This is a genomic window from Micromonospora trifolii, assembly GCF_050516465.1.
GTDB classification, from domain to species: domain Bacteria; phylum Actinomycetota; class Actinomycetes; order Mycobacteriales; family Micromonosporaceae; genus Micromonospora; species Micromonospora trifolii.
In genome coordinates this window covers 5,324,696-5,347,956 of sequence record NZ_CP191526.1, presented here as the reverse complement: position 1 = coordinate 5,347,956, position 23,261 = coordinate 5,324,696, and the positions used below count along the sequence as shown (strand labels likewise).

At 70.6% G+C, this 23,261-nt stretch carries 23 protein-coding genes, 4 tRNA genes and 1 pseudogene; 24 read left to right on the top strand and 4 right to left on the bottom strand.

Features of this window, described 5'->3' with window-relative positions; genetic code table 11:
• Positions 1–3 precede the first annotated feature (3 nt).
• Entirely contained in the window at positions 4–1,050 is a 1,047-nt protein-coding gene (locus tag ACQRWP_RS24900; protein WP_430498131.1) for a glucose 1-dehydrogenase, read from the bottom strand.
• 105 nt (positions 1,051–1,155) lie between these two features.
• Between ACQRWP_RS24900 and ACQRWP_RS24895 the strand changes: the two are divergent.
• Positions 1,156–1,752, top strand: a pseudogene (locus ACQRWP_RS24895) (NADH-quinone oxidoreductase subunit C); the annotation flags it as partial.
• Between the two features lie 428 nt (positions 1,753–2,180).
• A complete protein-coding gene (locus ACQRWP_RS24890) occupies positions 2,181–3,143 on the top strand; it encodes a complex I subunit 1/NuoH family protein (RefSeq protein WP_430498129.1) in 963 nt (320 codons plus the stop codon).
• A gap of 173 nt (positions 3,144–3,316) precedes the next feature.
• Here ACQRWP_RS24890 and ACQRWP_RS24885 read toward each other — a convergent pair whose 3' ends face one another.
• Positions 3,317–4,336 (bottom strand): glutathione S-transferase family protein, encoded by a 1,020-nt coding sequence (locus tag ACQRWP_RS24885; protein WP_430498127.1) that lies wholly within the window; start codon positions 4,334–4,336, stop codon positions 3,317–3,319.
• A gap of 81 nt (positions 4,337–4,417) precedes the next feature.
• Here ACQRWP_RS24885 and ACQRWP_RS24880 point away from each other — a divergent pair, with 81 nt between their 5' ends.
• Positions 4,418–4,846: an ester cyclase gene (locus ACQRWP_RS24880; protein ID WP_430498125.1), complete on the top strand. Its 429-nt coding sequence runs from the start codon at positions 4,418–4,420 to the stop codon at positions 4,844–4,846.
• Here ACQRWP_RS24880 and ACQRWP_RS24875 read toward each other — a convergent pair.
• A complete protein-coding gene (locus tag ACQRWP_RS24875) occupies positions 4,827–5,399 on the bottom strand; it encodes a Uma2 family endonuclease (protein WP_430498123.1) in 573 nt (190 codons plus the stop codon). The two genes, ACQRWP_RS24880 and ACQRWP_RS24875, sit on opposite strands and share 20 nt — an antisense overlap.
• Before the next feature lie 104 nt (positions 5,400–5,503).
• On the opposite strand from ACQRWP_RS24875, the gene ACQRWP_RS24870 reads away from it, so the two are divergent.
• The 8 genes from ACQRWP_RS24870 to ACQRWP_RS24835 all read left to right on the top strand — a co-directional run bounded on the left by ACQRWP_RS24870 (position 5,504) and on the right by ACQRWP_RS24835 (position 14,490).
• On the top strand, positions 5,504–6,100 hold the full coding sequence (locus tag ACQRWP_RS24870; RefSeq protein ID WP_430498122.1) for a NuoI/complex I 23 kDa subunit family protein: 597 nt from the start codon (positions 5,504–5,506) through the stop codon (positions 6,098–6,100).
• Between the two features lie 25 nt (positions 6,101–6,125).
• On the top strand, positions 6,126–6,686 hold the full coding sequence (locus ACQRWP_RS24865) for an NADH-quinone oxidoreductase subunit J family protein (RefSeq protein WP_430498120.1): 561 nt from the start codon (positions 6,126–6,128) through the stop codon (positions 6,684–6,686).
• Positions 6,683–7,045, top strand: coding sequence for an NADH-quinone oxidoreductase subunit NuoK (gene nuoK / locus ACQRWP_RS24860; RefSeq protein ID WP_430498118.1), 363 nt, complete (start codon positions 6,683–6,685; stop codon positions 7,043–7,045). Before ACQRWP_RS24865 ends, nuoK begins: the two co-directional genes overlap by 4 nt.
• The gene (locus ACQRWP_RS24855; protein WP_430498116.1) at positions 7,042–8,973 is read left to right on the top strand and encodes an NADH-quinone oxidoreductase subunit L; all 1,932 of its coding nucleotides are present in this window, start codon (positions 7,042–7,044) and stop codon (positions 8,971–8,973) included. Before nuoK ends, ACQRWP_RS24855 begins: the two co-directional genes overlap by 4 nt.
• Before the next feature lie 55 nt (positions 8,974–9,028).
• Positions 9,029–10,537 carry a complex I subunit 4 family protein gene (locus ACQRWP_RS24850; RefSeq protein ID WP_430498114.1) on the top strand — a complete coding sequence of 503 codons (1,509 nt, stop codon included), beginning with the start codon at positions 9,029–9,031 and terminating at the stop codon, positions 10,535–10,537.
• Between the two features lie 55 nt (positions 10,538–10,592).
• The gene (locus tag ACQRWP_RS24845) at positions 10,593–12,092 is read left to right on the top strand and encodes an NADH-quinone oxidoreductase subunit N (protein WP_430498113.1); all 1,500 of its coding nucleotides are present in this window, start codon (positions 10,593–10,595) and stop codon (positions 12,090–12,092) included.
• Between the two features lie 115 nt (positions 12,093–12,207).
• Positions 12,208–13,083, top strand: coding sequence for a zinc metalloprotease HtpX (htpX, locus tag ACQRWP_RS24840; RefSeq protein ID WP_430498111.1), 876 nt, complete (start codon positions 12,208–12,210; stop codon positions 13,081–13,083).
• Positions 13,084–13,230: 147 nt separating this feature from the next.
• The gene (locus tag ACQRWP_RS24835; protein ID WP_430498109.1) at positions 13,231–14,490 is read left to right on the top strand and encodes an MFS transporter; all 1,260 of its coding nucleotides are present in this window, start codon (positions 13,231–13,233) and stop codon (positions 14,488–14,490) included.
• A gap of 144 nt (positions 14,491–14,634) precedes the next feature.
• Here the strand turns inward: ACQRWP_RS24835 and ACQRWP_RS24830 are convergent, their stop codons facing one another.
• Positions 14,635–15,129 (bottom strand): YajQ family cyclic di-GMP-binding protein, encoded by a 495-nt coding sequence (locus ACQRWP_RS24830; protein ID WP_124774541.1) that lies wholly within the window; start codon positions 15,127–15,129, stop codon positions 14,635–14,637.
• 147 nt (positions 15,130–15,276) lie between these two features.
• Between ACQRWP_RS24830 and ACQRWP_RS24825 the strand changes: the two genes are divergently transcribed.
• The 13 genes from ACQRWP_RS24825 to rplA all read left to right on the top strand — a co-directional run bounded on the left by ACQRWP_RS24825 (position 15,277) and on the right by rplA (position 23,221).
• Positions 15,277–15,360, top strand: a tRNA-Tyr gene (locus ACQRWP_RS24825).
• Positions 15,361–15,999: 639 nt separating this feature from the next.
• On the top strand, positions 16,000–16,125 hold the full coding sequence (locus ACQRWP_RS24820; protein WP_425781588.1) for a hypothetical protein: 126 nt from the start codon (positions 16,000–16,002) through the stop codon (positions 16,123–16,125).
• Positions 16,126–16,184: 59 nt separating this feature from the next.
• The gene (locus ACQRWP_RS24815) at positions 16,185–18,713 is read left to right on the top strand and encodes a putative bifunctional diguanylate cyclase/phosphodiesterase (RefSeq protein ID WP_430498106.1); all 2,529 of its coding nucleotides are present in this window, start codon (positions 16,185–16,187) and stop codon (positions 18,711–18,713) included.
• Between the two features lie 93 nt (positions 18,714–18,806).
• Positions 18,807–18,879, top strand: a tRNA-Thr gene (locus ACQRWP_RS24810).
• A gap of 24 nt (positions 18,880–18,903) precedes the next feature.
• A tRNA-Met gene (locus tag ACQRWP_RS24805) sits at positions 18,904–18,976 on the top strand.
• A 134-nt stretch (positions 18,977–19,110) separates the two neighbouring features.
• A complete protein-coding gene (gene rpmG / locus ACQRWP_RS24800) occupies positions 19,111–19,278 on the top strand; it encodes a 50S ribosomal protein L33 (protein WP_007073056.1) in 168 nt (55 codons plus the stop codon).
• 123 nt (positions 19,279–19,401) lie between these two features.
• A complete protein-coding gene (locus ACQRWP_RS24795) occupies positions 19,402–19,848 on the top strand; it encodes a MaoC family dehydratase N-terminal domain-containing protein (protein WP_091402433.1) in 447 nt (148 codons plus the stop codon).
• A 1-nt stretch (position 19,849) separates the two neighbouring features.
• Complete coding sequence (locus ACQRWP_RS24790; protein WP_091402431.1) at positions 19,850–20,242, top strand: MaoC family dehydratase; 393 nt, start codon at positions 19,850–19,852, stop codon at positions 20,240–20,242.
• 129 nt (positions 20,243–20,371) lie between these two features.
• Positions 20,372–20,444, top strand: a tRNA-Trp gene (locus ACQRWP_RS24785).
• A 212-nt stretch (positions 20,445–20,656) separates the two neighbouring features.
• Positions 20,657–21,046: a preprotein translocase subunit SecE gene (gene secE / locus ACQRWP_RS24780; protein WP_030329860.1), complete on the top strand. Its 390-nt coding sequence runs from the start codon at positions 20,657–20,659 to the stop codon at positions 21,044–21,046.
• A 38-nt stretch (positions 21,047–21,084) separates the two neighbouring features.
• Positions 21,085–21,807 (top strand): transcription termination/antitermination protein NusG, encoded by a 723-nt coding sequence (nusG, locus tag ACQRWP_RS24775; RefSeq protein WP_238667527.1) that lies wholly within the window; start codon positions 21,085–21,087, stop codon positions 21,805–21,807.
• A gap of 186 nt (positions 21,808–21,993) precedes the next feature.
• A complete protein-coding gene (gene rplK / locus ACQRWP_RS24770; protein WP_091402426.1) occupies positions 21,994–22,425 on the top strand; it encodes a 50S ribosomal protein L11 in 432 nt (143 codons plus the stop codon).
• Positions 22,426–22,504: 79 nt separating this feature from the next.
• Entirely contained in the window at positions 22,505–23,221 is a 717-nt protein-coding gene (rplA, locus tag ACQRWP_RS24765) for a 50S ribosomal protein L1 (protein ID WP_238667528.1), read from the top strand.
• Positions 23,222–23,261: the final 40 nt, after the last annotated feature.

Genomic DNA, 23,261 nt, shown 5'->3' with positions numbered 1-23,261 from the left:
CGCTCAGGACGCGAACTCCAGCACCACCTTGATGTCGTCCGGCCCGGGGGTGTACGCGTCGGCGTACCGGTTCACCGGCACCCGCCGGGTGATCAGCGACTCGAGCCAGATCTGGTCGGCGCGGGCGAGTGCCTGCGCGGCCATGTTCCAGTGCCGCCGGTTGGCGTTCACCGAGCCGAACACCACGTTGTTCTCCAGCACCAGTGCCCGGTTGAGAGCCCCGGCGTCGAAGTCGATGCTCCGGCCACCGCTGGACACCCCCGCCAGGCAGACGATCCCGGTCGGCGCCGCCTTGCACATCACGTCGAGGACCACAGTGGGAGCGCCCGTGCACTCGATCACCACGTCCGGCTCGAAGGGCAGGTCGTTGACCGGCACCGTGTGGTAGGTGGCGCCGAGCCCGGCGACCAGCTCCGGCTTCGGTCCCTCGGTGTTCCGGTCCAGCACGTGGACGGTGAGCCCGCGCTGGGTGCCGAGCAACGCGGCCAGCAGCCCGATCGGCCCAGCCCCGGTCACCAGGACGGTCTGCGGCTGCCACTCGGCCCGGTGCCCGATCCGCTCGATGTGGTCCCAGGCCTTCGCCACCACACTCGTCGGCTCCAGCAGCACGCCCACCTGGGCCAGTGCCGGGTCGAGCCCGACCGCGAATTGCGGCTCGACCCGCCAGCGGTCCCGGGCGAACCCGGCCAGGCCCTTGATGCCGTGTTCGGTGTACTGCCCGTTGCGGCACATGTCCCACTCGCCGACGGCGCAGTTCGAGCAGGGCACCGGGTCGGGGTACCGGACGATCCCGGCCACCAGGTCACCGGGTTGCAGGGTGCCGCTGGAATCCTCGATCACCCGGCCCAGTGACTCGTGCCCGATGACCAGTCGGTCGGCACCCGGCGGCGCCTCGCCGTACTCCCCGGCGATGATCTCGTGGTCGGTGCCGCAGATCCCCACCGCCAGCGCCTCGACCAGGACAGAACCCTCCTCGGCGGCCGGCTCGGGCTGATCCTCGACGAGGCTCAGCGAGTTGGCTACCCCAGGTCTCACCGTCACAGCGCGCACGCCCTTATCTTTCCCCGCCGAGGCGTGCGCCGCGCCCAAAGCCGGCAGATCGCTGGGCATCGGCGGCGCCCAGGCGCGGGCCCGGCCGGCACTAGGATCAGCGGCATGACTCCCGAAGAGGTCGGCGCTCGACTGGTCGCGCTGCTCGCGCCGGTTGAGGCGACCCCGTCGGTCTCCGGCGGGCAACGGTTCGCCCGGGCCACCGTCGATGTGCCGCCCGCGAGTTGGCTGACAGCGGTTTCCGCCGCCCGTGACGACGCCGAGCTGGCCTGCGACTTCTTCGACTGGCTCTCCGCCGTCGACGAGTTGGCCGAGGGCTTCGACGTGGTGGCGCACCTCTGGTCGACGCGACTACGGCACGGCCTGCTCCTGCGTACCCGGTTGCCGCGCGGCGCGCCCACTGTCGCCTCGGTGGTCGACGTCTACCCCGGCGCCGCCTGGCACGAGCGGGAGACGCACGAGATGTTCGGCATCGACTTCGCCGGGCATGGAGAGCTGCTGCCGCTGCTGCTGCCTCCGGAGTTCGAGGGTCACCCGCTGCGTAAGGAGTTCGTGCTGGCTTCCCGGGTGGCGAAGCCCTGGCCGGGCGCAAAGGAGCCGGGCGAGTCCGAGGCCGGCGGCGGACGTCGACCGATCCGCCCGCCGGGCGTTCCCGCTCCGGGCGAGTGGGGGCCCACGCCCACCCCGGCGGGTGCCGGTGGGGTGGGGGAGGGCCCGCGTGGCGGCACCCCGGCCAGACCGGCCCGTGAGCGTCCGGCGCGGCCCGCCCCGGGGGCCCGTCCGGCGCGTACTCCCCGGCCGGCCGGCCCCGCCGACGGCCCGGCCCTGGCCGACCAGCCCGTGCCCGGCGCGGGCCCGGCCACCGAGACCGTGCCCGGCGTTGGCCCGGCCAACCAGCCCGCGCCCGGCGCCGCCGCACCTGACAAGCCCGACGCCGGCCCGGCCGTCGAGCCCGCGCTCGATGCGGGCCCGGCCGCCGAGACCGTGCCCGGGGTCGACCCGGCCGACCAGACCACGCCCGGCGCCGCATCGGACAAGCCTGGCGAGGGCCCGGCCGCATCGGGTGGCGAGCCGATCGCGGACCCGCCGGGCCGCGCTGGCCGGGGCGACCACGACGGGGGTACGGCCTGATGCCGCTCTGGGTGGAATTGGTGCTCCGGATCGGCGGCGTGTTGGTCGCGTTCCTCACCCTGCCGTTGCTTGTCGGCCAGGCCGAGCACAAGGTGATGGCGCACATGCAGGGCCGGCTCGGCCCGATGTACGCGGGCGGCTTCCACGGCTGGGCACAGCTCGTGGCCGACGGGGTCAAGTTCGTGCAGAAGGAGGACATCACGCCCCGCGAGGCGGACCGGGCGGTGTTCCGGTTGGCGCCGGCGGTGGCCCTGGTGCCCTACCTGCTGGTGCTGCTGGTCATTCCGCTCGGTCCGAACGACCTGGTCGGGCAACCGTTGGACATCGGCCTCTTCTTCGTGCTGGCCGTGGTCGGCGTCGGGGTGGTGGCGGTGCTGATGTCGGCGTGGGCGTCGGCAAACAAGTACAGCCTGCTGGGCGGGTTGCGGGGTGCCGCCCAGTTGCTCGGTTACGAGCTGCCGCTGGTGCTGGCCGCCGCGTCGGTGGCGATGGCGGCCGGCACGCTCAGCCTGTCGGGCATCGTCGAGGCGTGGCAGCCGTGGTGGCTGCTCTGGCAGGCACCCGCGATGATCATTTTCTTCGTCGCCGGGCTGGCCGAGATCCGTCGGCCACCGTTCGACATGCCGGTGGCCGACTCGGAGCTGGTCTTCGGCTACATGACCGAGTACACCGGACTGCGGTTCGCGTTCTTCCTGCTCGCCGAGTACGTCGGCATCGTGGTGATCGCCGCGCTGACCACTGTGCTGTTCCTGGGTGGTTGGCAGGGTCCGTTCGCCGACGACCAGCTGGGCTGGCTCTGGACGCTGCTCAAGATCTTCGCGGTGTCCTTCGTGATCATCTGGCTGCGGGTGTCCTACCCCCGGCTACGCGAGGACCAACTCCAACGCCTCTGCTGGCTGGTCCTCGTGCCCGCGTCCCTGGCCCAACTGGTCCTAACCGCAGCCGTCCGCGTAGCCCTGTAGACGACCCCGCGACCGCCCCGCGCCCCGCGACCGCCCGGACCCGACCCGCCCCGACCCGCCGCGCGTCGATCATGGAGTTGTGGTGCCCAAAATGTAGCGGACAGCACCGTTTTGTCACCCACCACAACTCCATGATCGACGCGGAGCAGGCGGGGCTGGGCGAGGGCGGCGGGTCAGCGCAGCGGGGTGTGTGCGGGGTCGACGGGCTCGGCGGGGGGTGGGGGCGGGGTGCCGTCGCCGAAGGGGCGGCCGCCCAGCGTTTCCCGGCCGTGCGGGGTGAGCCAGTTGGACAGGTCGGGGCCGAGCGGCACGATCCCGGTCGGGTTGATGTCGCGGTGCACCTCGTAGTAGTGCCGCTTGATGTGGTCGAAGTCGATGGTGTCGCCGAAGCCGGGAGTCTGGAACAGGTCCCGGGCGTACGCCCAGAGCACCGGCATCTCGCTCAGCTTCTGCCGGTTGCACTTGAAGTGGCCGTGGTAGACCGGATCGAAGCGGACCAGCGTGGTGAACAGCCGCACGTCGGCCTCGGTGATGGTGTCGCCGACCAGGTAGCGCTGGTCGGTCAACCGCTCGGTGAGCCAGTCCAGCCGGTCGAAGAGCTGGTGGTACGCCTTGTCGTACGCCTCCTGGTTGCCCGCGAACCCGCACCGGTAGACGCCGTTGTTGACGTCCCGGAACACCATGGCGTTGACCTCGTCGATCTGCTCCCGCAGGTGCTCGGGGTAGAGCTGCGGGGCGCCCTCGCGGTGGTACGCCCTCCACTGCGTGGACAGGTCCAGGCTCATCTGCGCGTAGTCGTTGGTCACCACCTGCCCGGTCGGCACGTCCACCATCGCCGGCACGGTGATGCCGCGCTCGTAGCCGGGGAAGCGCTTGAAGTACGCCTCCTGGATGCGCTCGATGCCGAGCACCGGGTCCCGGCCGTCCGGGTCGAGGTCGAAGGTCCAGCTCCGGGCGTCGTGGGTCGGGCCGGCCACCGCCATCGAGATGGCGTCCTCCAGACCGAGCAGCCGCCGCACGATGATCAGTCGGTTGGCCCACGGGCAGGCCCGGCTGACCGCCAGCCGGTACCGGCCCGGCTCGACCGGATAGCCGTCGCGCCCGTCCTCGGTGATCCGAGTGGCGATGTACCGCTGGTCGCGGGTGAACTCGCCGCCCGGCTCGACGTACTTGCCGCCTTTTTCCTCGCCCACGTCGCCCTCCCGGTCTGGTCAGTGTCTCTACCCAATCCTCGCGGATCTACGGCGCACAGTGGTCCCGGATACCCTGCCGGCATGACGGATGTGGAGGCGGCGGCCCGGCGGTTCATCGCCGATGTGTGGAATGCCCGCCAGGAGGAGTCGGCGTACGAACTGGTCGCCGAGGAGTGCCCGGGGCTGGGCGGCACCGGGCCGGAGGCGACGTTGGCCTGGCACCGCGAGCGCCGGGCGGCCTTCCCGGACCTCCGCTACAAGATCGTCGACGTGGTCGCGGCCGGCGAGCGGGTGGCCGTGCACTGGCGGGCCGCCGGCACCCACGCCGGGCAGTTCGGGCCGGTGCCGCCGACCGGGCAGGTGGTCAGCTACTCGTGGGCGACGTTCCTGCGCTTCGACGCGGCGGGCCGGATCGTCGAGGTGTGGAGCTGCAACGAGCTGTTCCAGTTGCTGCAACAACTCGGCGTCGAGATGCTCCCACCGGCCGTCGTCAGCGGACCCGGGGCGTGATCCGGCTGATCGGCAGATTGATCGGGAAGGGCTCGCCGGTGTCGACGAACTTCGTCCACCGCCCGGTCTCGGTGTAGACCTCGTTCACCGCGTCGATCCGGTAGGTCACGATCTCCAGCGCGCCTTCGGTCTCGATTCGCCAGTAGAAGGGGATGCCGGCCTGGGCGTACAGCGCCGGCTTCAACACCCGGTCGATCGAGCGCGTGCTCGGCGAGACGATCTCGATGGCAAGGACCACCTCGTGCGGCTCGTACTTCGACGGCTCCCGAGCCGCCGCGGCAGCCGTGGTGATCAGCACGTCGGGGATGAAGGACCGGGTGCGGTTGATTCGCACCTCGACCGCCTGGGTCACGTCGTAGCCGTCGGGGCAGTCTTCGTCGAGCGCGACGCCAAGACGCATCGCGATGGTCTGGTGGGTGCGGGTGGGGGAGGGGGACATCAGCAGCACTCCATCGAGCAGTTCCCGGCGGCGGCCATCCTCGGGCAGCGCATCCAGATCGTCAGTCGTCCATCCGCTCTCGGGCGGGTAGTCGCTCTGCAGCGCGGCGGTCATGGCAGGTCCTTCCAGGTGCGTTCGTTCTCCCCGCGACCACGGTACCGCCGTCGACCTGTGGGTGGTGGTCGCGCGCGCCGTGGCCACAGGGCAGGATGGTCGACATGAGCGACCCCAGCGAGCGCGGCGACACCAGCGAACGCGGCCTTCCCGGCGCGGGCCTGGTGAAAGGGCTGGCGGTCACCCTCAAGACGATGACCAGCCGTTCGACCACCCAGCAGTACCCGGACACGGCCCCCGACCTGCCGCCCCGCTCGCGCGGCGTGATCGCCCTGTCCGAGGAGAACTGCACGGTCTGCATGCTCTGCGCCCGTGAATGTCCGGACTGGTGCATCTACATCGACTCGCACAAGGAGGAGGTGGTGGTGCCCGGCGCCGCCCGCCCCCGCCAGCGCAACGTGCTCGACAAGTTCGACATCGACTTCTCGCTCTGCATGTACTGCGGCATCTGCATCGAGGTCTGCCCGTTCGATGCGCTCTACTGGTCGCCGGAGTTCGAGTACGCCGAGTACGACATCAAGGACCTGCTGCACGACAAGGACCACCTCGGTCAGTGGATGGCCACCGTTCCGCCGCCGCCCGCGCACGACCCGAACGGCGAGCCGGCCAAGGAGGAAACCTCCGCCGCGCGCAAGGCGGCCGCCGCACGTCCCGCTCCGCCAGCGGTACGCCCCGACACCGACCAGGACCCGGCGTCGTGAGCGCCCGCGCCGGAAGGACGCCCCGGTGACCGGGGCGGACGTGCTGCTGCTCGCCCTCGGCGCGGTGGCGGTCGGTGCCGGCGTGTTGGTGGTGACCACGAAACACCTGGTCCGGGCCGGGCTCTACCTGGTGGTGTGCCTGGGCGCTTTGGCGGGCGACTTCCTGGTGCTCAGCGCCGAGCTGGTGGCGTGGGTGCAGGTGCTGATCTACGTGGGCGCGGTGGTGGTCCTGCTGCTGTTCGCGGTGATGCTGACCCGGGCCCCGATCGGCGCCTCCGACGATTTGGACCGGCCCGGCTGGCCGGCCGCGCTGATCGGTGGCGGCTCGGGGCTGGGGCTGACCGCCCTGCTGGTCGACGCGTACCGCTGGAGCACCGTCACCCTGCCTGACGCCGGCACCGCCGAGCGGCTGGGCGAGCAGATCTTCCAATCCTGGGTGCTGCCGTTCGAGGTGCTCTCGGTGTTGCTGCTCTCCGCGCTGGTGGGCGCGATCGTGCTGTCCCGGCCGGACATCGGCCGAGCCGCCCCGCAACGCGACGGCACGGCGGCCGACCTGGTCGACAGCGAGCCCGGGGGGCGCCGGTGAGGCCGGTCATCCCGTACGTCACCGCCGCGCTGCTGTTCGGCCTCGGCGTGTACGGCGTACTGCGCCGACGCAACGCGGTGCTGGTGCTGATGTCGGTCGAGTTGATGCTCAACGCGGTCAACCTGATCCTGGTCACCGCGGACACCACCGCCCGCGCCGTGCTCCCGCACTCGGGGCAGGTCTTCGCGCTGTTCGTCATCGTCCTCGCCGCCGCCGAGATCGGGGTGGGGCTGGCGATCGTCCTTCAGCTCTACCGGCTGCGGGCGACCGTCGCCGTGGATGACGTGCCGCTGACCGAGTCGCCGGATTCCGTCGGTGGACGCGAGCCGGCCGTCCTGGACTCGGAGGCGGGCCGGTGACCGGGCTGCTCGGGGCGCTGCTGCCCGCCGTACCGCTGGTCGCCGGGCTACTCGGCCTGCTGCTGCCACCGGCCCCTCGGCGGGACGGCGCGACCGGCGGCGACCGGGCTCGGATGGTCGCCGTGACGCTCGGCGTCACCGGTGCGGCCGGCGCGCTGGCGCTGGCCGTCGCGCTGCTGCTCACTGTCGACGGGCCGACGGAGACGTCGGCCACCTGGGTCGACTTCGGCGGGCTGATGGTGACCCTCGGCGTACGGCTGGACGGCGCTGCCGCGCTGGTCGCGGTGGCGGTCACCGCGGTCGCCTTGGCCGTGCAGGTCTACTCGATCGGCTACCTGCGGCGAGGTCCCCACGACGACGTCGACGTGGACCACCGCTACCCGCCCTACGCCGCCCAGATCAGCCTCTTCACCGGTGCCATGCTGCTGGTGGTGGTCGCCGGCGACCTGATCATGCTGTTGGTCGGCTGGGAGGTGATGGGCCTCTGCTCGTACCTCCTGATCGCCCACGACCGCCGACTCGCCGGCGCTCCCGCTGCCGCCATGAAGGCGTTCCTGGTGACCCGGGTCGGTGACGTCGGGTTCCTGCTGGGCATCGCGCTGCTGGGTGTGTCGACGGGCAGCTTCCGGATCGCCGACGTGCTCGCCCACGAACACTCCGGCGCGACGTTGACCGCCGCTGGCCTGCTGCTGCTCGCCGGTGTGGCCGGCAAGAGCGCGCAGTTCCCGCTGCACACCTGGCTGCCGGACGCGATGGCCGGCCCGACCCCGATCTCCGCGTTGATCCACGCCGCGACGATGGTCGCCGCCGGGGTGTACGCGGTGGCCCGGCTCTACCCGCTGTTCACGGCCGCGCCGGTGACGCTGACCGTGCTGGGGGTGCTCGGCGCGATCACGCTGCTGCTCGGCGCGCTCGCCGCCACCGCCCAGGACGACATCAAACGCGTGCTGGCCTGGTCGACGGTTTCCCAGCTGGGTTACATGACCGGCGCGCTGGCGGTGGGCTCACCGTCGGCCGCACTGTTCCACCTGCTCACCCATGCCGCCTTCAAGGCGCTGCTGTTCCTCGCCGCCGGCGCGGTGATCCACGCCGTCGGCACCACACTGATGTCGGAGATGGGCGGGCTGCGGCGCAGCATGCCGGTGACGTTCTGGTGCACTGTGGTGGGCCTGGGCGCGCTGGCCGGGGTGCCGCCGTTGGCCGGTTTCTGGAGCAAGGACGGCGTACTGACGGTCGCCGAGTCGGCCGCGCTGGAGGGCACCGGCGCGGCCCCGTCCTGGGTGGGCTGGATCGTCTGGGTCGCCGGGCTGGTCGGCGTGGCGGTCACCGCCTGGTACGCAGGTCGGCTGCTGCTGCGCGCCTTCTTCGGCGCTCCGCGCCTGCCCCTGGTCCAGCCACACGACCCGCCGGCGGTGCTGCGCTGGCCGGTGCTGCTGCTGGCCGTGCCGGCCGCGCTGCTCGGTCTGGTCGGGTTCCTCGGGGCGTTCGCCGACCGCCTGCGGTTCCCCACCGTCCCGGTGGCGGGCTCCGAGGACGGCCTGGTCCACCTCGGGCCCGGGGTGCTGCTGCCGCTCGCGTTCCTGCTGTTCGGCGCCGCGCTGGTGACGCTGGGCTGGCGGCGCGACCCGACCGCCGACCCGGCCGCCGCGCTGGGTCCGCTGCGGCCGGTCTTCGCCCGCGCGTTCCGGCTCGACGACGTCCAGCACACAGTTGTGGTACGCCCCGTCGGCGCGCTGGCCCGCGCCGCGCGCACGAGTGACGAGGTGGTGGTGGACGGCGCGGTCGAGGGCAGTGGGCGAGCCGCGTCCGGTCTGGGCGCGGGGCTGGCCGCGCTGCACCGCGCGGCGCTGCCCCGGGCCGCCGCCGGCGTCCTGGCCGGCGCGCTGCTGATCGGCCTGGCCGCCGCCCTGGTTGGAGTTAACCAGTGAGCGCGAGGAGTGAGCCGGGTTTGCGAGCCCCGCAGTCGCGAACAGAGGCGGTCCAATGACGTTTGGGCAGGGGTTGCTGGTCGCCGTCCTGGCGGTGCCGGCGCTGGGTGCGGTCGCGGTGGCGGCGACGCCCCGGGACCGGGCGGCCCGGTTGGTCGGCACGGTCGCGGCGGCGCTGACCCTGCTGGCCGCGGTGCCGCTGGTGTTCGGCGGTCGGGGCTGGGTCGCCTGGTCGGCGGACGCGCCGGCGGTGCGCCCGTGGCACGAACTGGACCTGCCCTGGGTGCCCGGTCTGGAGTTGCGCTTCCACCTCGGCGTCGACGGCATCTCCTGGCCGCTCGTGGTGTTGACCGCGCTGCTCACGTTGCTCTGCTGCGCGTACACGATGTGGCGGGTGCCGGACGGCGGCAGCGGCCGGGCGCTCGTCGCGCTGCTGTTGGTGGTCGAGGTGGGCATCCTGGGCACCTTCCTCGCCCTGGACCTGGTGTTGTTCTTCCTCTTCTTCGAGGTCGTCCTGCTGCCGATGTACGCGATCATCGCCGGCTGGGGTGGCGCGGACCGGCGTCGGGCGGCCCGGAAGTTCGCGCTCTACACGCTGTTCGGCTCGGTGCTGCTGCTGGTCGGCGTGTACGTCGTGGTCGCCGCCGCCGGCACCGCCGACCTGGTGACGCTGACCGGTGGCGCGGGGATGTCCAGGGGCACCCAGTTGGCCGCGTTCACGCTGCTCGCGTTGGCGTTCGCGGTGAAGAGCCCGCTGTGGCCGTTGCACTCCTGGCTGCCCGACGCGCACACCCAGGCACCCACTGTGGGCAGTGTGGTGTTGGCCGGTGTGCTGCTCAAGATGGGCACGTACGGCCTGATCCGGGTCGCGGTGGGGGTGGCGCCGGAAGGCGCCCGTTGGGCGGCGCCGGTGCTCGGCGTGCTGGCCGTCGCCGCGATCCTGATCGGTTCGCTGGTCTGCCTGGCCCAGTCGGACGTGAAGCGGCTCATCGCGTACTCCAGCGTGGGGCACATGGGCTTCGTGCTGCTGGGCGTCGCCACGCTGACCGCCACCGGCATCCAGGCGGCGTTGATCGGCAACGTCGCGCACGGTGTGATCACCGGCTTGCTGTTCTTCCTGGCCGGGGCGGTGAAGGACCGTACCGGCACGGGCACCCTCGCCGAGCTGTCCGGGCTGCGGGAGACCGCGCCACGGTTGGCGGGGCTGCTCGCGTTCGCGGCGATCGCGTCGCTGGGCCTGCCCGGGCTGGCCGGCTTCTGGGGCGAGGCGTTCGCGGTGATCGCCGCCGTGCAGGTGGGCGGCCCGCTCTGGACCACCCTCGGGGTGCTGGCGGCGGTCGGTGGGGCGCTCACCGCCGCGTACTTCCTGCGGTTGCTGCGCCAGGTCACCCACAACCGGCCGAGCCCCGCCGTCGGTCCGGTCGGCCCCGGCCTGGCCGGTGCGGAGCTGACCGCCTGGGTGCCGCTGGTGCTGCTCGCGTTGGCCATCGGGTTGGCGCCGACGCTGGTCCTCGGCGTCGCCGAGGCCCCCGTCGACGCCCTGATCGGAGTGGTTTCCCGGTGAGCGCGAGGAGTGCAGCGAAGCGGAGCCCCGCAGTCGCGAACGAAGGCGGGCTCAGATGAACGTCGTGCAGAGCGTGGACAGCGTCGCGCTGCTGCCGGCCTACCTGGCCGCCGGCACGGCCGTACTCGTACTCATCACCGATCTGCTCGTGGCTCGGCCACGGGCCACGATCGCGGTGGCCGCGCTCGGCGCGCTCGGCACCGCCGTCGGCTCCGCGCTGGTCGGGGCGGGTGCGGAGCGGCGGACGTTCTGCGTGGGCGCCGACTGCTCCTGGATCTTCGGCGGTCGCGCGGCCCTGGTCGGCGTGGTGGTCGCACTGCTCACCCTGGGCGTGCTCGGGCTGTCGGTGCCCGCGCTACGGGCCGGGCGGTCACCGGTCGGGGAGTACGCCTTCCTGCTGGCCTGCTCGATGACCGGCGGCGTGGTGCTCGGCGCGGCCGGCGACCTGATCACGCTGATCGTCGCCCTGGAGACGCTGACCCTGCCGCTGTACGTGCTGGTCGGCCTGCGCCGGGGGAGTCTCGCGAGCGCCGAGGCGGCGGTGACCTTCTTCGTGGTCAGCGTGGTGGCGACCACGCTGACCCTGCTCGGTGCGGCGCTGCTGTACGCGGTGACCGGTGGGCTGCACCTGGACCGGCTCGGCACGTTGCTCGCCGAGCAGCCGGAGCTGCGGAACCTGCCGTTGACCACCGCCGCGGTGGCGGTGCTGCTGGTCGGCCTGGCCTTCAAGGTGGCGGCGGTGCCGTTCCACGCCTGGGCGCCGGCCACCTACGACGGCGCGCCGCTGCCGGTGGCCGCGTACCTGTCCACCGCGTCGAAGCTGGGCGGCCTGGTCGCCCTGCTCGCCGTGGTGCAGCGGGCGCTGCCGGCGGACCAGACCGGTCCTGTGCTCGCCCTGCTCGCCGTGCTCACCATGACCGTCGGCAACCTGGTCGCCCTGCGTCAGCGGCGGACCGTCCGGCTGCTCGCCTGGTCGTCCGTCGCGCAGGCCGGGTACATCCTCGCCCCGCTGGGAGCGTTGGCGCTGGCCGCCGGGCGCATGGACGAGGCACGATCCGCCGCGTACGCGGCCGCCGTGGCGTACGCCGTCTTCTTCGTGGTGTTGGAGCTGGCCGCCTTCGCCGGTGTGACCGCGCTGCGGCCGGCGGGTGCGGACGGCGGCACGCTGGACGACCTGCGCGGGGCAGCCCGGCGGCACCCGTGGCGAGCTGCGGCGTTCGGTCTCGCGCTGGTGGGTCTGGCTGGTCTGCCGCCGGGGCTGGCCGGCCTGTTCGCGAAGGTGACAGTGGTCCGGGCGCTGCTGGACGGTGGCGCGGCCTGGCTGGCGCTGGTGGTGGCGCTGAACGCCGTGATCGGGCTCGCCTACTACCTGCGGGTGACCGCCGCGCTCTGGGCGCCGGCCACGACGCCCGGCCCGGCCGCGGCGCTCGCCGGTGGCGGAGCGTCGGGCGTGCCCGTGGTGGGTGTGGTGGCGGTGGTGCTGGCGGTGGCGACGGTGGCCGCCGTGGTGCTCGGCGTCGCCCCGCAACTGGTGCTCGACCTGGCCGGCCGCTGACCCCACCTGGGCCCCGGTTTCAGTCAACTCTCAGCGTTGAGACGGATGGTTGGCGGGTACCGGGTTGTTACACCGGTCAGCGGATCCCGGCGATCCGTGCACCGAAGGAGACATCGTGCACCACAACCGTCTGAAGACCGCAGCGCTGCTTGGCCTGCTCAGCGCCCTGATCCTGGCGGTGGGCTACTGGTTCGGCGGCAGCGGCGGCCTGGTCATCGCCGTCCTCGTGTCTCTGGTCATGAACGGCGTCACCTACTTCTACTCCGACAAGCTCGCACTGCGCTCGATGGGGGCGCAACCGGTCACCGAGGCGCAGTTCCCCGAGCTGTACCGGATGGTCCGGGAGCTGGCCACCGATGCCCAGCAGCCGATGCCGCGGCTCTACGTCAGCCCCACCGCGCAGCCCAACGCGTTCGCCACCGGTCGCAACCCGCAGCACGCGGCCGTCTGCGTGACCCAGGGCATCACCGAGATCCTCGACTACCGCGAGCTGCGTGGCGTGATCGGGCACGAGCTGTCCCACGTCTACAACCGGGACATCCTGATCTCCAGCGTGGCGGCCGGCCTGGCCAGCATCATCACCCTGCTGGCGAACCTCGCCTTCTTCATCCCGCTGGGCGGCGGGGACGACGAGGACCGACCCAACCCGGCTGTGCTGCTGCTCACCCTGATCCTGGGCCCGATCGCGGCCACGGTGATTCAGTTGGCGATCAGCCGGAGCCGCGAGTTCCAGGCGGACGCCTCCGGCGCCGAGCTGAGCCGCGACCCACTGGCCCTGGCCAGCGCGCTCCGCAAGATCGACGCGGGGGCCCGACGTCGGCCGTTGCCGGCCCAGGGCCAGCTCACCAGCACCGCCCACCTCATGATCGCCAACCCGTTCCGGGGCGGCGGCATGGCCGCGCTCTTCTCCACCCACCCGAAGATGGAGGACCGCGTCGCCCGGCTGGAGCAGATGGCACGCAACTCGGGGCCGGTGCAGTTCCAACGCTGATCCGCTGATCCACCGCCTCCGCCCGCACCCGGCCGCGCCGGGTGCGGGCGGATCGCTGTGTCGAAGACCTATTCCGCTGTCTTCGTGTCAGGCGGCGGCGTTAGGGTCATAACGGCTCACGCTCATTACACCCTCGGGAGGTTCACGGTGACCGCGCTGCGTCAGTACCTGGGTGTCTGGCGGATCCCCGGCGCGCCCATGCTGCTGATCACCGGCATCATCGGGCGGCTCGGAATCGGCATGACCCCGCTGGCGCTGCTCCTCGTGGTCGAGCAGGTGACCGGGCGCTACTCGCTGGCCGCCATCGCCGGCGGCATCTACGCCCTCGCCGGTGCCGCGCTCAGCCCGGTTGCCGGACGGATCGCCGACCGGGTCGGCCCCAGCCCCGTCCTGCTGCTCACCGCAGTGGCCCACCCGCTGGCGCTCATCGGGTTGCTGCTGGCCAGCCGCTCCGGCGACGACGCTCTCCCCGCTATCTACCTCGCCGCAGGCGTCGCCGGCGCCACCTACCCGCCGCTCACCGCCGCCATCCGAGGCGCCTGGAACGACCTGACCGGCCCCAACTCCGGCCGGTACCACCTCCGCAACACCGCCTTGGCCGCCGAGACCACGCTGTTCGAAATCGTCTTCGTCCTCGGCCCACTGCTCGTCGCCGGCTTCGTACTCGTCGCCGACGCGGCGGCCGCGCTGATCGGTGCGGCCGTGGTCACCCTGGTCGGCACGACCGCCGTGGCCCTCGGCCGGGTAATGCGCGGCTGGCGTCCGCACCCGCAGGAACACCACGCCCGCGGGCTCGGCCCACTGCGGGTCCCCGGCTTCCCGGCCCTGCTGATCTGCGTGGCCGGTCTGGGCATCGCCTTCGGAGCCGCCGGAGTGATCGTGCCGGCGTTCGCGAGCGACCACACCACCGACGACCCGGAGAGCCTCGCCGGAGTGCTGCTCGCGGTCTGGGGGGTCGGCAGTGCCATCGGTGGGCTCTGGTTCGGCGTCCGCAAGCCGGCACCGAACATGACCCGGCAGTTCGCCCTGCTGCTCGCCGCGCTGGCCGCCACCTTCGCCGTGTTCGCGGTGATGCCCACCCCACTCGCGCTGGGTGTCGCGCTGGTCGCCGGCGGGGCCACCATCGCGCCCGCGCTGACCCTGGAGAACACCCTGGTCGGCCGGATCGCCCCGACCGGCATGTTGAACGAGGCGTACACCTGGGTGGTCACCGTCGCGGTGGCGGCGAGCGCCGCTGGCGGCTCGGTGGCCGGCGTGATCGTGGATCACGCCGGCGGCGTCCGCTGGGCGTTCCTGTTCGCCGGGGCGGCGGTCGCCGTCGGGGCCGCGGTCGCCGCACTGCCCGCCGGGCCCATCGCCCGAGCGGAAACCACTGCGGTACGCACCGAACACCCCGTCACCGTCTGACCGCGCAGGCCGGTCGCCTCGTCCTTGATCGACTCGGGTTCCTGAAAGTCGCGGTATCCCAGTCGCCCGGATGCCCCGACTTTCAGAAACCCGAGTCGATCTAAACCGAGACCGGACCGCTGGTGGGGCCGAGGTGGGTGACCCTCAGCGGTAGTTGTTGAACTGGAGGGCGACGCCGAAGTCCTCGCCCTTGAGCAGCGAGATGACGGCCTGAAGGTCGTCGCGCTTCTTGCCGGTGACGCGCAGCTGGTCACCCTGGATCTGCGCCTGCACGCCCTTGGGGCCCTCGTCGCGGATCTTCTTGCTGATGGCCTTGGCCTTGTCCGTCTCGATGCCCTGGATCACCTTGCAGTCGATCTTGAAGATCTTGCCCGACGGGCGCGGCTCCCCAGCATCCAGCGACTTCAGCGAGATGTTCCGCTTGACGAGCTTCTCCTTGAACACGTCCAGTGCGGCGCGAACGCGCTCCTCGGTCTCCGCCTGAAGGCCGATCGCCTCCTCGCCGGACCAGGAGATCTCAGCGCCGGTGCCGCGGAAGTCGAACCGCGTCGCAAGCTCCTTCTCCGCCTGACGAAGGGCGTTGTCGACCTCCTGGCGGTCAACCTTGCTCACGATGTCGAACGACGGGTTCGCTGCCATGTTTCTGCTCCTGCTGTCCGGCGGTCTGGGCCTGCCGTCGGCCGCCGACCAGCGGCACGACCCCCTGACCGTACCCGGTTGCATCGGCACCGGGGGGAGCCGCTATTCTTGCTTCCGCCGCCGCGTTGCGACGCGGTGGGGTGCCCTGGCGGGTTGCCCGAGCGGCCAATGGGAGCGGACTGTAAATCCGTCGCGAAAGCTTCAGAGGTTCGAATCCTCTACCCGCCACCAGGTGCAGACACGGCCCCTGACCAGCAGAGATGCTGATCGGGGGCCATTGTCGTTGATCTAGCCGATTCTGGCTCAGTCCAGCCGATGCGAGACCGAAGGGTGGAGGGCAGCCTGAAGGTGGCGTCGATTCTGAGGCCGGGCCCGCAGCGCCAGGTCAGGGCTTGCCTCGTCGCGGCTCGAAAGGGACGCAATCCGCCACCTTCGATGCCGTGGGCAAGTTGAGCTGCGCTTACGATGCTCGTAGTCTGACTTCGCGCCGGTCGTCGTCCATCTGAAATGAACCCGACGAAGTGCTGCCGGGATGGCGCGGAGCCGGTATGGTGGTCGATGGCCGAGCCGAGGCGTACGTGGGGCGCGCGCTGTATGAATATTACTGAGGGTGATTGTCGGAGCAGGCGTGGCGAGTGTTTACAACTGGACCCGAATTGTGTTGAAGGTCGTATTCGACGCTGCGTGAAGCGGTGAACTGCCCCGCAAGCTCGTGATCTGGCCCGGTACGGCGAGGGCGGTAGGCCGAACGGCGGGAAGTAACAGACGGTGGGGCTAGTCGGGCGACCACCACTTCTCTGGCTGCCCGCACTGTGGCACGATCGTGGAACCTCCACCACCCCCACGAGACCTTCCGACAGGAGCAATCTTATGTCTGGTCGTAGGTTGGGCCGGCTGTATGGCTCGCTCCTCATCCTCGCTGCCGTCGCCACCATGGTCATCGGTAACCACGGTGTCCCCGCCGACCTGAACCTGGGCGACATCATTTGGGTCTGACGGCCCCTGTCTGACGGGTCGCCGGCTTTCAAGGACACGCCACGCAGGCAGGGAGCGGGATGATCGCGCGGGACCAGTTGAGGCGTAGGTCCTCGGAAGACGCCTGGATCATCACCGCTCCGCTGATCCTTCTCGCTGTTACCTGCGTGATCCTCACAGGTCTGGTCGCCGATCAGTCGTTCGGTGACTGGCACTGGGCCGCGCTTCTTCTCGTGGCGATGATCGCCGCGGGCCTTCCGTTGCTGGTGCTGGTCGTCCGCCGGCAGTCGGTGGCCATGACGCTTACCGAGCTGCCGCTCGTACTCGCGTTCTACTTCCTGCCGCCACTGACCGTCGTGGTCATCTACACGCTCGCGTCCCTGGTCACGCAACTGCGGCATCGGATAACGGCGCCAAAGGTCTGGTTCAACGTCGCGCGCGCGGCCGCCGGGACGTCGCTCGCCACACTGGTTCTCCAGGCGTTGCCGCCGAGGTCGGGTGTCGGCCCGGCGACCTGGGTGAGTCTGTGTTGCGCGATCAGTGTGGTGATCCTGGTCAGCCTTACCGGCGTCGCTTCGGTACACACCCTCCTGCAGGGCTGGCAGGCCGGTCGGGAGACGCTTCGCGCAGTGCCGTCGCTGCTCCTGACCGCGGGTATCAACGTGGCCGCCGGCCTGATCGTCCTGATCCTGATCCGGGAGTCTTGGTGGTCGCTGGTGCCGCTGGCCGCGTTGGCGGCCGGCCTCGCGCTGGTCTACCGCTCGTACACCCAGTTCTTCCGCCAGCACCGCACGCTGACCGACATGTACGAGTTGAGCAGGGCGGTGGCGGCCAGCGGACAGGACGGAACCCTTGTCGACGCCCTCCTCGGTCGGGTGCGCGCGTTGATGCAGGCCGAGTACGCCACCCTCTGGCTGCCGGCGCAGGGGCGGCATCCCGAGATTCTGCTCACCGCGAGGGTCGAGGATTCTGGTCTGCTGGACCTGTCCCTGACCCCGTCGGCGTTGCGGGAGAAGGTGCTGGAAACGGCCCGCCCCGTGACGGTCGGCCGTGGAGTGACGAGCGATCCCCAGTTCCGGGCCAGCCTCGCCGAGAGGGGGGTCAAGGACACCGTTGTTGTTCCCCTCCGGTCGGGCGGGGTGGTGATCGGGACTCTCGAGGTCACCAATCGGCTCGCCGACCCGCTGTACTTCACCCAGCGCGACATCTCGGTCTTCGAGACGGTGGCCGCGCACGCGGCGGTGGCGTTGGAAAACTCCCGGTTGGTGGAGCGGTTGCGGCACGACGCGTACCACGACGCGCTGACCAAGCTGCCCAATCGTCGGCGGATCACCGGCGCACTGGACGAGTCGGTCAAGATTCGTCTGCCCGGCGAGGTGGTGGCGCTGCTGCTCTTCGACGTCGACGGTCTGCGCCAGGTCAACGAGTCCCTCGGTCACGCAGCCGGGGACAAGGTCCTCACCGAGGTCGCCAACCGGTTGCGGGCCAGCGCGCCGTCGTCGGCTCTGGTCGGCCGGGCCGGCGGGGACGAGTTCCTGGTGACGCTGCGGTTGGAGAGCGCCGAGGCAGCGCTCGAGTTGGCCGCTCAACTGCGCGAACAGATCCGCGACGAGATGGTCTTCGACGCGCTCACTCTGAATGTGGACACCGCTGTCGGGGTGGCCGTACACCCGGATCATGGCAGCGATGCGGCCACCTTGCTGCTGCGGGTCGACCTGGCCACCACGGCGGCCAAGTCGGTGCCGGGCAGCGTGCAGTTGTTCAGCCCGGGCCTGGAGTCTCGGTCGCTGCGCCGGCTGGGTCTCGCCGGCGACCTGCACCAGGCGCTGGATCAGGGAGAGCTGGAGGTCTACTTCCAGCCCAAGGTGACATTGCGGGACCGTCGCCTGGTCGGCGTCGAGTGCCTGGCCCGCTGGGAGCATCCGACGCACGGCACCGTCGCACCCGAGGACTTCGTGGCGGTGGCCGAGCACACCGGCCAGTTGAGTCGGCTCACCGAGGTGGTGCTCCGGGAGGGGCTGCGCCGCAGCCGCGACTGGGCCGAGGCCAACCAGCCGTTGCCCATCGCGGTGAACCTGGCCGCCCGGACGCTCACCGACCAACACTTCCCGGATCGGGTGCAGGAGCTGCTGACCGAGTACGGGGTGCCGGCGCAGCGCCTCACCCTGGAGATCACCGAGTCGGGGGTGCTGGACGGCACGGACCGGCCCATCCCCACCCTGCAACGGCTGCGGGATCTCGGCGTACGGCTGTCGGTGGACGACTTCGGCACCGGCGACTCCTCCCTGGCACACCTGCGCCGGCTGCCGGTGCACGAGGTGAAGGTGGACCGTTCCTTCGTGCAGGGCATGGCGACCGATCCGGGGGACCTGGCGATCGTCAACGCGGTGGTGACCCTCTCCCAGCAGTTCGGGTTGGCAGTGGTGGCCGAGGGTGTGGAGAGCGAGCTGACTCTCGAGCTTCTGCAGGACATCGGCTGCGAGATCGGGCAGGGCTTCCTGTTCAGCCGGCCGCTGCCGTACGAGCGGTTGGCCGCCTGGTTCGGTGCCCAGGTGGACCCGGAGACGATCTCCAGCGGAGAGCTGCCGCGCCTTCGTGTCGTGCCCTGAGCAGGGCGCGGACGATCACCGGGGATCCGATTTCACCTGTCGAGCCGGGCCGTGTACTCTTACTCCTGCGCGCCCCACGGGGAGATCGCGCAGGCCCCCTTAGCTCAGTCGGCAGAGCGTCTCCATGGTAAGGAGAAGGTCTACGGTTCGATTCCGTAAGGGGGCTCGAGGGTTCAGCTGGACCCATCGCAGCGGTGTAGCTCAGATGGTAGAGCAAGCGGCTCATAATCGCTGTGTCGCCGGTTCAAGTCCGGCCACCGCTACTCTCGTCTTCCGGGCTCGTTGCCGGTGGTCGTAAGAAAATGGGCGCTTCTGGCGCCCACTTTGCATGTCCGCGCTGTCAGCGTCTAGGCTGGCGCGTCGTAGTTGTTTCCGTTAGCGAGGAAGGCACTCCGCCGTGGCGAAGGCTACCGATGTCCGGCCGAAGATCACTTTGGCGTGTGTGGAGTGCAAGGAGCGCAACTACATCACGCGCAAAAACCGGCGCAACGACCCCGACCGCATCGAGCTGAAGAAGTTCTGCCCGCGTGACGGTCGGCACACGGTCCACCGCGAGACCCGCTGACCGCTGGCGGCTTCAGCCGGCCGCTGTCGAAGCTTTTCAATCGCCGATCTGACCGGTTTGGCGCGGCTCCGCCGCCGCCTACCGATCAGGTCGGCGATTGGGCTTTCCGTGTAGGTTCGCGGCATGCCTCTGGACCCTTCCTTTGTCGGCCGGACGTATCCGCCGACCGCCCCCTATCAGGTGGGCCGAGAAAAGATCCGCGAGTTCGCCAGCGCCATCGGCGCCACCGATCCGGCCCATCACGACCCGGAGGCCGCGCGGGCGCTGGGCCACCCCGACGTGGTGGCCCCGCCGACCTTTCCGGTGATCGTGACGATGGCCGCGAGCAGCCAGATCATCGAGGACCCGGCCCTGGGTGTCGACTACAGCCGCCTGGTGCACGGCGACCAGCGGTTCGCGTACACCCGGCCGGTGGTCGCCGGCGACGAGCTGGTCTGCACCAACACCATCGAGGACGTCAGCACCAGGGGTGGGCACGGCTTCCTGACCACGCGCACCGACGTGAGCACCGTCGGCGGGGAACCCGTGGTCGCGGTCTGGGCCAGGTACGTCATTCGCGGGGAGGCGTGAGATGGAGTTGCCAGCACAGACGTTTCAGGTGACCCGTGCGGACCTGGTCCGCTACGCCGGCGCCTCAGGCGACTTCAACCCGATCCACTGGAGCGACCGGGTGGCCACCAAGGTGGGTCTGCCCGGGGTGATCGCCCACGGCATGTTCACCATGGCGTTGGTCGGTCGGGCGGTCACCGAGTGGGCCGGGTCGCCGGACGCGGTGGTCGAGTACGGCGTGCGTTTCACCCGGCCGGTGGTGGTCCCCGACGACGACCAGGGGACCGAGATCGAGGTCACCGCGCGGGTCCGTGAGGTGACCGAGGACGGTCTCACCCGACTCGAGGTGACCGCCACCTGTCTGGGCGAGAAGGTGCTGTCCCAGGCGCGGGCAACCATCCGGACGGCGCGCTGAACCGAGCCCGCCACGCGTGGCGGAGAGACCGGTTGGGAAAGTCGGGCGGCTACCCGTACACTGGTCCGCCGTGGGGCAAGTGACCCCTGCTCGGTCGTCTGTGGCCGCGTGGGGCGAGTGTTGCCACATAGGGGTGTAGCTCAATTGGCAGAGCAGCGGTCTCCAAAACCGCAGGCTGCAGGTTCAAGTCCTGTCACCCCTGCGCCTCAGGCCTGACCGTTCCCGTGGGTCGCGCCGCCAGCTTGGCGGCGTCCGGCCCGTGGTGGTGGAATCGGCGGGGTGGTCCGAGGCAGTCGGGCCCTCCGGGTGATCCACCGGCCGCGGCCCGTCGCGGGACGGTTGGGTCCGGCCGGCGTGACCAGCGCCGCGTACGCCGCTCGGCGTGCGACCCCAGATTCCGCGACGGAGGGCGAAGTGGCCGACAACAAGCGGCGCGACGACGACGGCGACGATCGTCTGGACGACGAGATCGTCGACGACGTGGCCGACGACGACGCCTCCGGCGCGGACGAGCCGGTTTCCCGGGGAGGCACCGCCACGCGGTCCCGCGCCCGGGCGGAGTCGGCGGACAGCCGACCGACCACGCGGTCGGAAACGGGTCGGGTGGGCGTCTTCGGCCGCATCGCCCGGTTCTTCCGCGAGGTCGTAGCCGAACTGCGTAAGGTCATCTGGCCGACCCGCAAGGAGTTGCTGACCTACACCGCCGTGGTGGTGGCGTTCGTCGCGGTGATGCTGACGATCGTGGGTGTGCTGGACTTCGGCTTCGCCAAGGTCGTGTTGTTTGTCTTTGGCAACTCGGACTGACCGGCTGCCTCCAGCCATAGTGACGGAAGTGAGCGAGCGTGCCTGAGTACGACGAGACCGCCGGACCGGTGGACGAGCAGTCCACGGTCGCGACGGCGGCTGGTGACGAGTCGGTTGAGGCCGCCAGCGAGCCGGAGTTCCCAACGACCGAGCCCGCACCGGACGAGGACTACGACCCTGTCGCGGAGCTGAGGCAGAAGCTGCGCTACGCGCCGGGTGACTGGTACGTGGTGCACTCGTACGCCGGCTACGAGAACAAGGTCAAGACCAACCTCGAGACCCGGATCACGAGCCTCGACATGGAGGACTTCATCTACCAGGTCGAGGTGCCGACCCGGGAAGAGGTCGAGGTCAAGAACGGTAAGCGTTCGCAGATCCAGGCCAAGGTCTTCCCGGGCTACATCCTGGTCCGGATGGAGCTGACCGCCGAGTCCTACTCCTGTGTCCGGAACACCCCGGGCGTGACCGGCTTCGTCGGCGCGACCGACCGGGCCGACCGGCCCGCTCCGCTCTCGCTCGACGAGGTGCTGAAGTGGCTGGCACCGGCCGTCGAGACCGAGCAGAAGAAGTCGAAGCCGGAGATCAAGGTCCTCGACTTCGAGGTGGGCGACTCCGTCACTGTCACCGACGGCGCGTTCGCGTCGCTGCCGGCCACGATCAGCGAGATCAACGCCGACCAGCAGAAGCTCAAGGTGCTGGTGTCGATCTTCGGTCGCGAGACTCCGGTGGAGCTCAACTTCAACCAGGTCGCCAAGATCTGATTGGTCGTCGGCGGCGGGCCCGGCCCGCCGCCGACGTCGGCGTACGCGCTCTCGCTCGACCTCGGCGGACGAGTGGGCTGCGGCCTGCGCTACTCTTGAATGTCGCCGCTGTCGCACCGCGCTGACCGTGCGCGCCCGAGGGCGGCGACAGCCGCATTTTCCCAGCTCCAAGCCCCAGGAAGTGACATGCCTCCGAAGAAGAAGCTCGTCAAGACGTTCACGCTTCAGTTGCCGGCGGGCCAGGCCACGCCGGCGCCGCCGGTCGGCCCCGCGCTGGGCCAGCACGGCGTGAACATCATGGAGTTCTGCAAGTCCTACAACGCGCAGACCGAGTCTCAGCGGGGCGACATCGTCCCCGCCGAGATCAGCGTGTTCGAGGACCGGTCCTTCACGTTCGTGCTGAAGACCCCGCCCGCTGCCCGGCTGCTGATCAAGGCTGCCGGTGTGCAGAAGGGCTCGGGTGTTCCGCAGTCCGAGAAGGTCGGCTCGGTCAGCCGCGCCCAGCTGCGTGAGATCGCCGAGAAGAAGATGGCCGACCTCAACGCCAACGACATCGCCCAGGCCGAGAAGATCATCGCCGGCACCGCCCGGTCGATGGGCATCACCGTCAACGACTGACGTCGGCCCCGGCCTTCGACCCGACCGTGGGAGGGCTCGCGCCGAGCGAGCCCGCCAGAGACCACAGGAGTAATCAGCAATGCAGCGCAGCAAGAGCTACCGCAAGGCCGCCGATGTCATCGACCGGTCGAAGCTCTACACCCCCACCGAGGCCGTGAAGCTGGCCAAGGAGACCACCAACGTCAAGTTCGACGCCACGGTCGAGGTCGCCATGCGCCTCGGCGTCGACCCCCGCAAGGCGGACCAGATGGTCCGCGGTGTGGTCAACCTGCCGCACGGCACCGGTAAGACCGCCCGCGTGATCGTGTTCGCCAGCGGCGCGAAGGCCGAAGAGGCCGCCGCCGCGGGTGCGGACGAGGTGGGCACCGATGAGCTGGTCGCCCGCATCCAGGGTGGTTGGCTCGACTTCGACGCGGCGATCGCCACGCCGGACCAGATGGCCAAGATCGGCCGGATCGCGCGGATCCTGGGCCCGCGCGGTCTCATGCCGAACCCGAAGACCGGCACGGTGACCATGGACGTCACCAAGGCGGTGTCGGACATCAAGGGCGGCAAGATCACCTTCCGGGTGGACAAGCACTCCAACCTGCACCTGATCATCGGCAAGGCCTCCTTCACGGAGACCCAGCTGGTGGACAACTACGCTGCGGTGCTCGACGAGGTGCTGCGTGCCAAGCCGTCCGCGGCCAAGGGCAAGTACCTCCGCAAGGTCATCCTGACCACCACGATGGGCCCGGGCGTCCCGGTCGACCCGAACCTGGTGAAGAACCTTCGGGAGGACCAGGCCGACGCCTGAGCCGACAGTTCGCTCCGCCGGGGCGCCGCCACGACCGTGG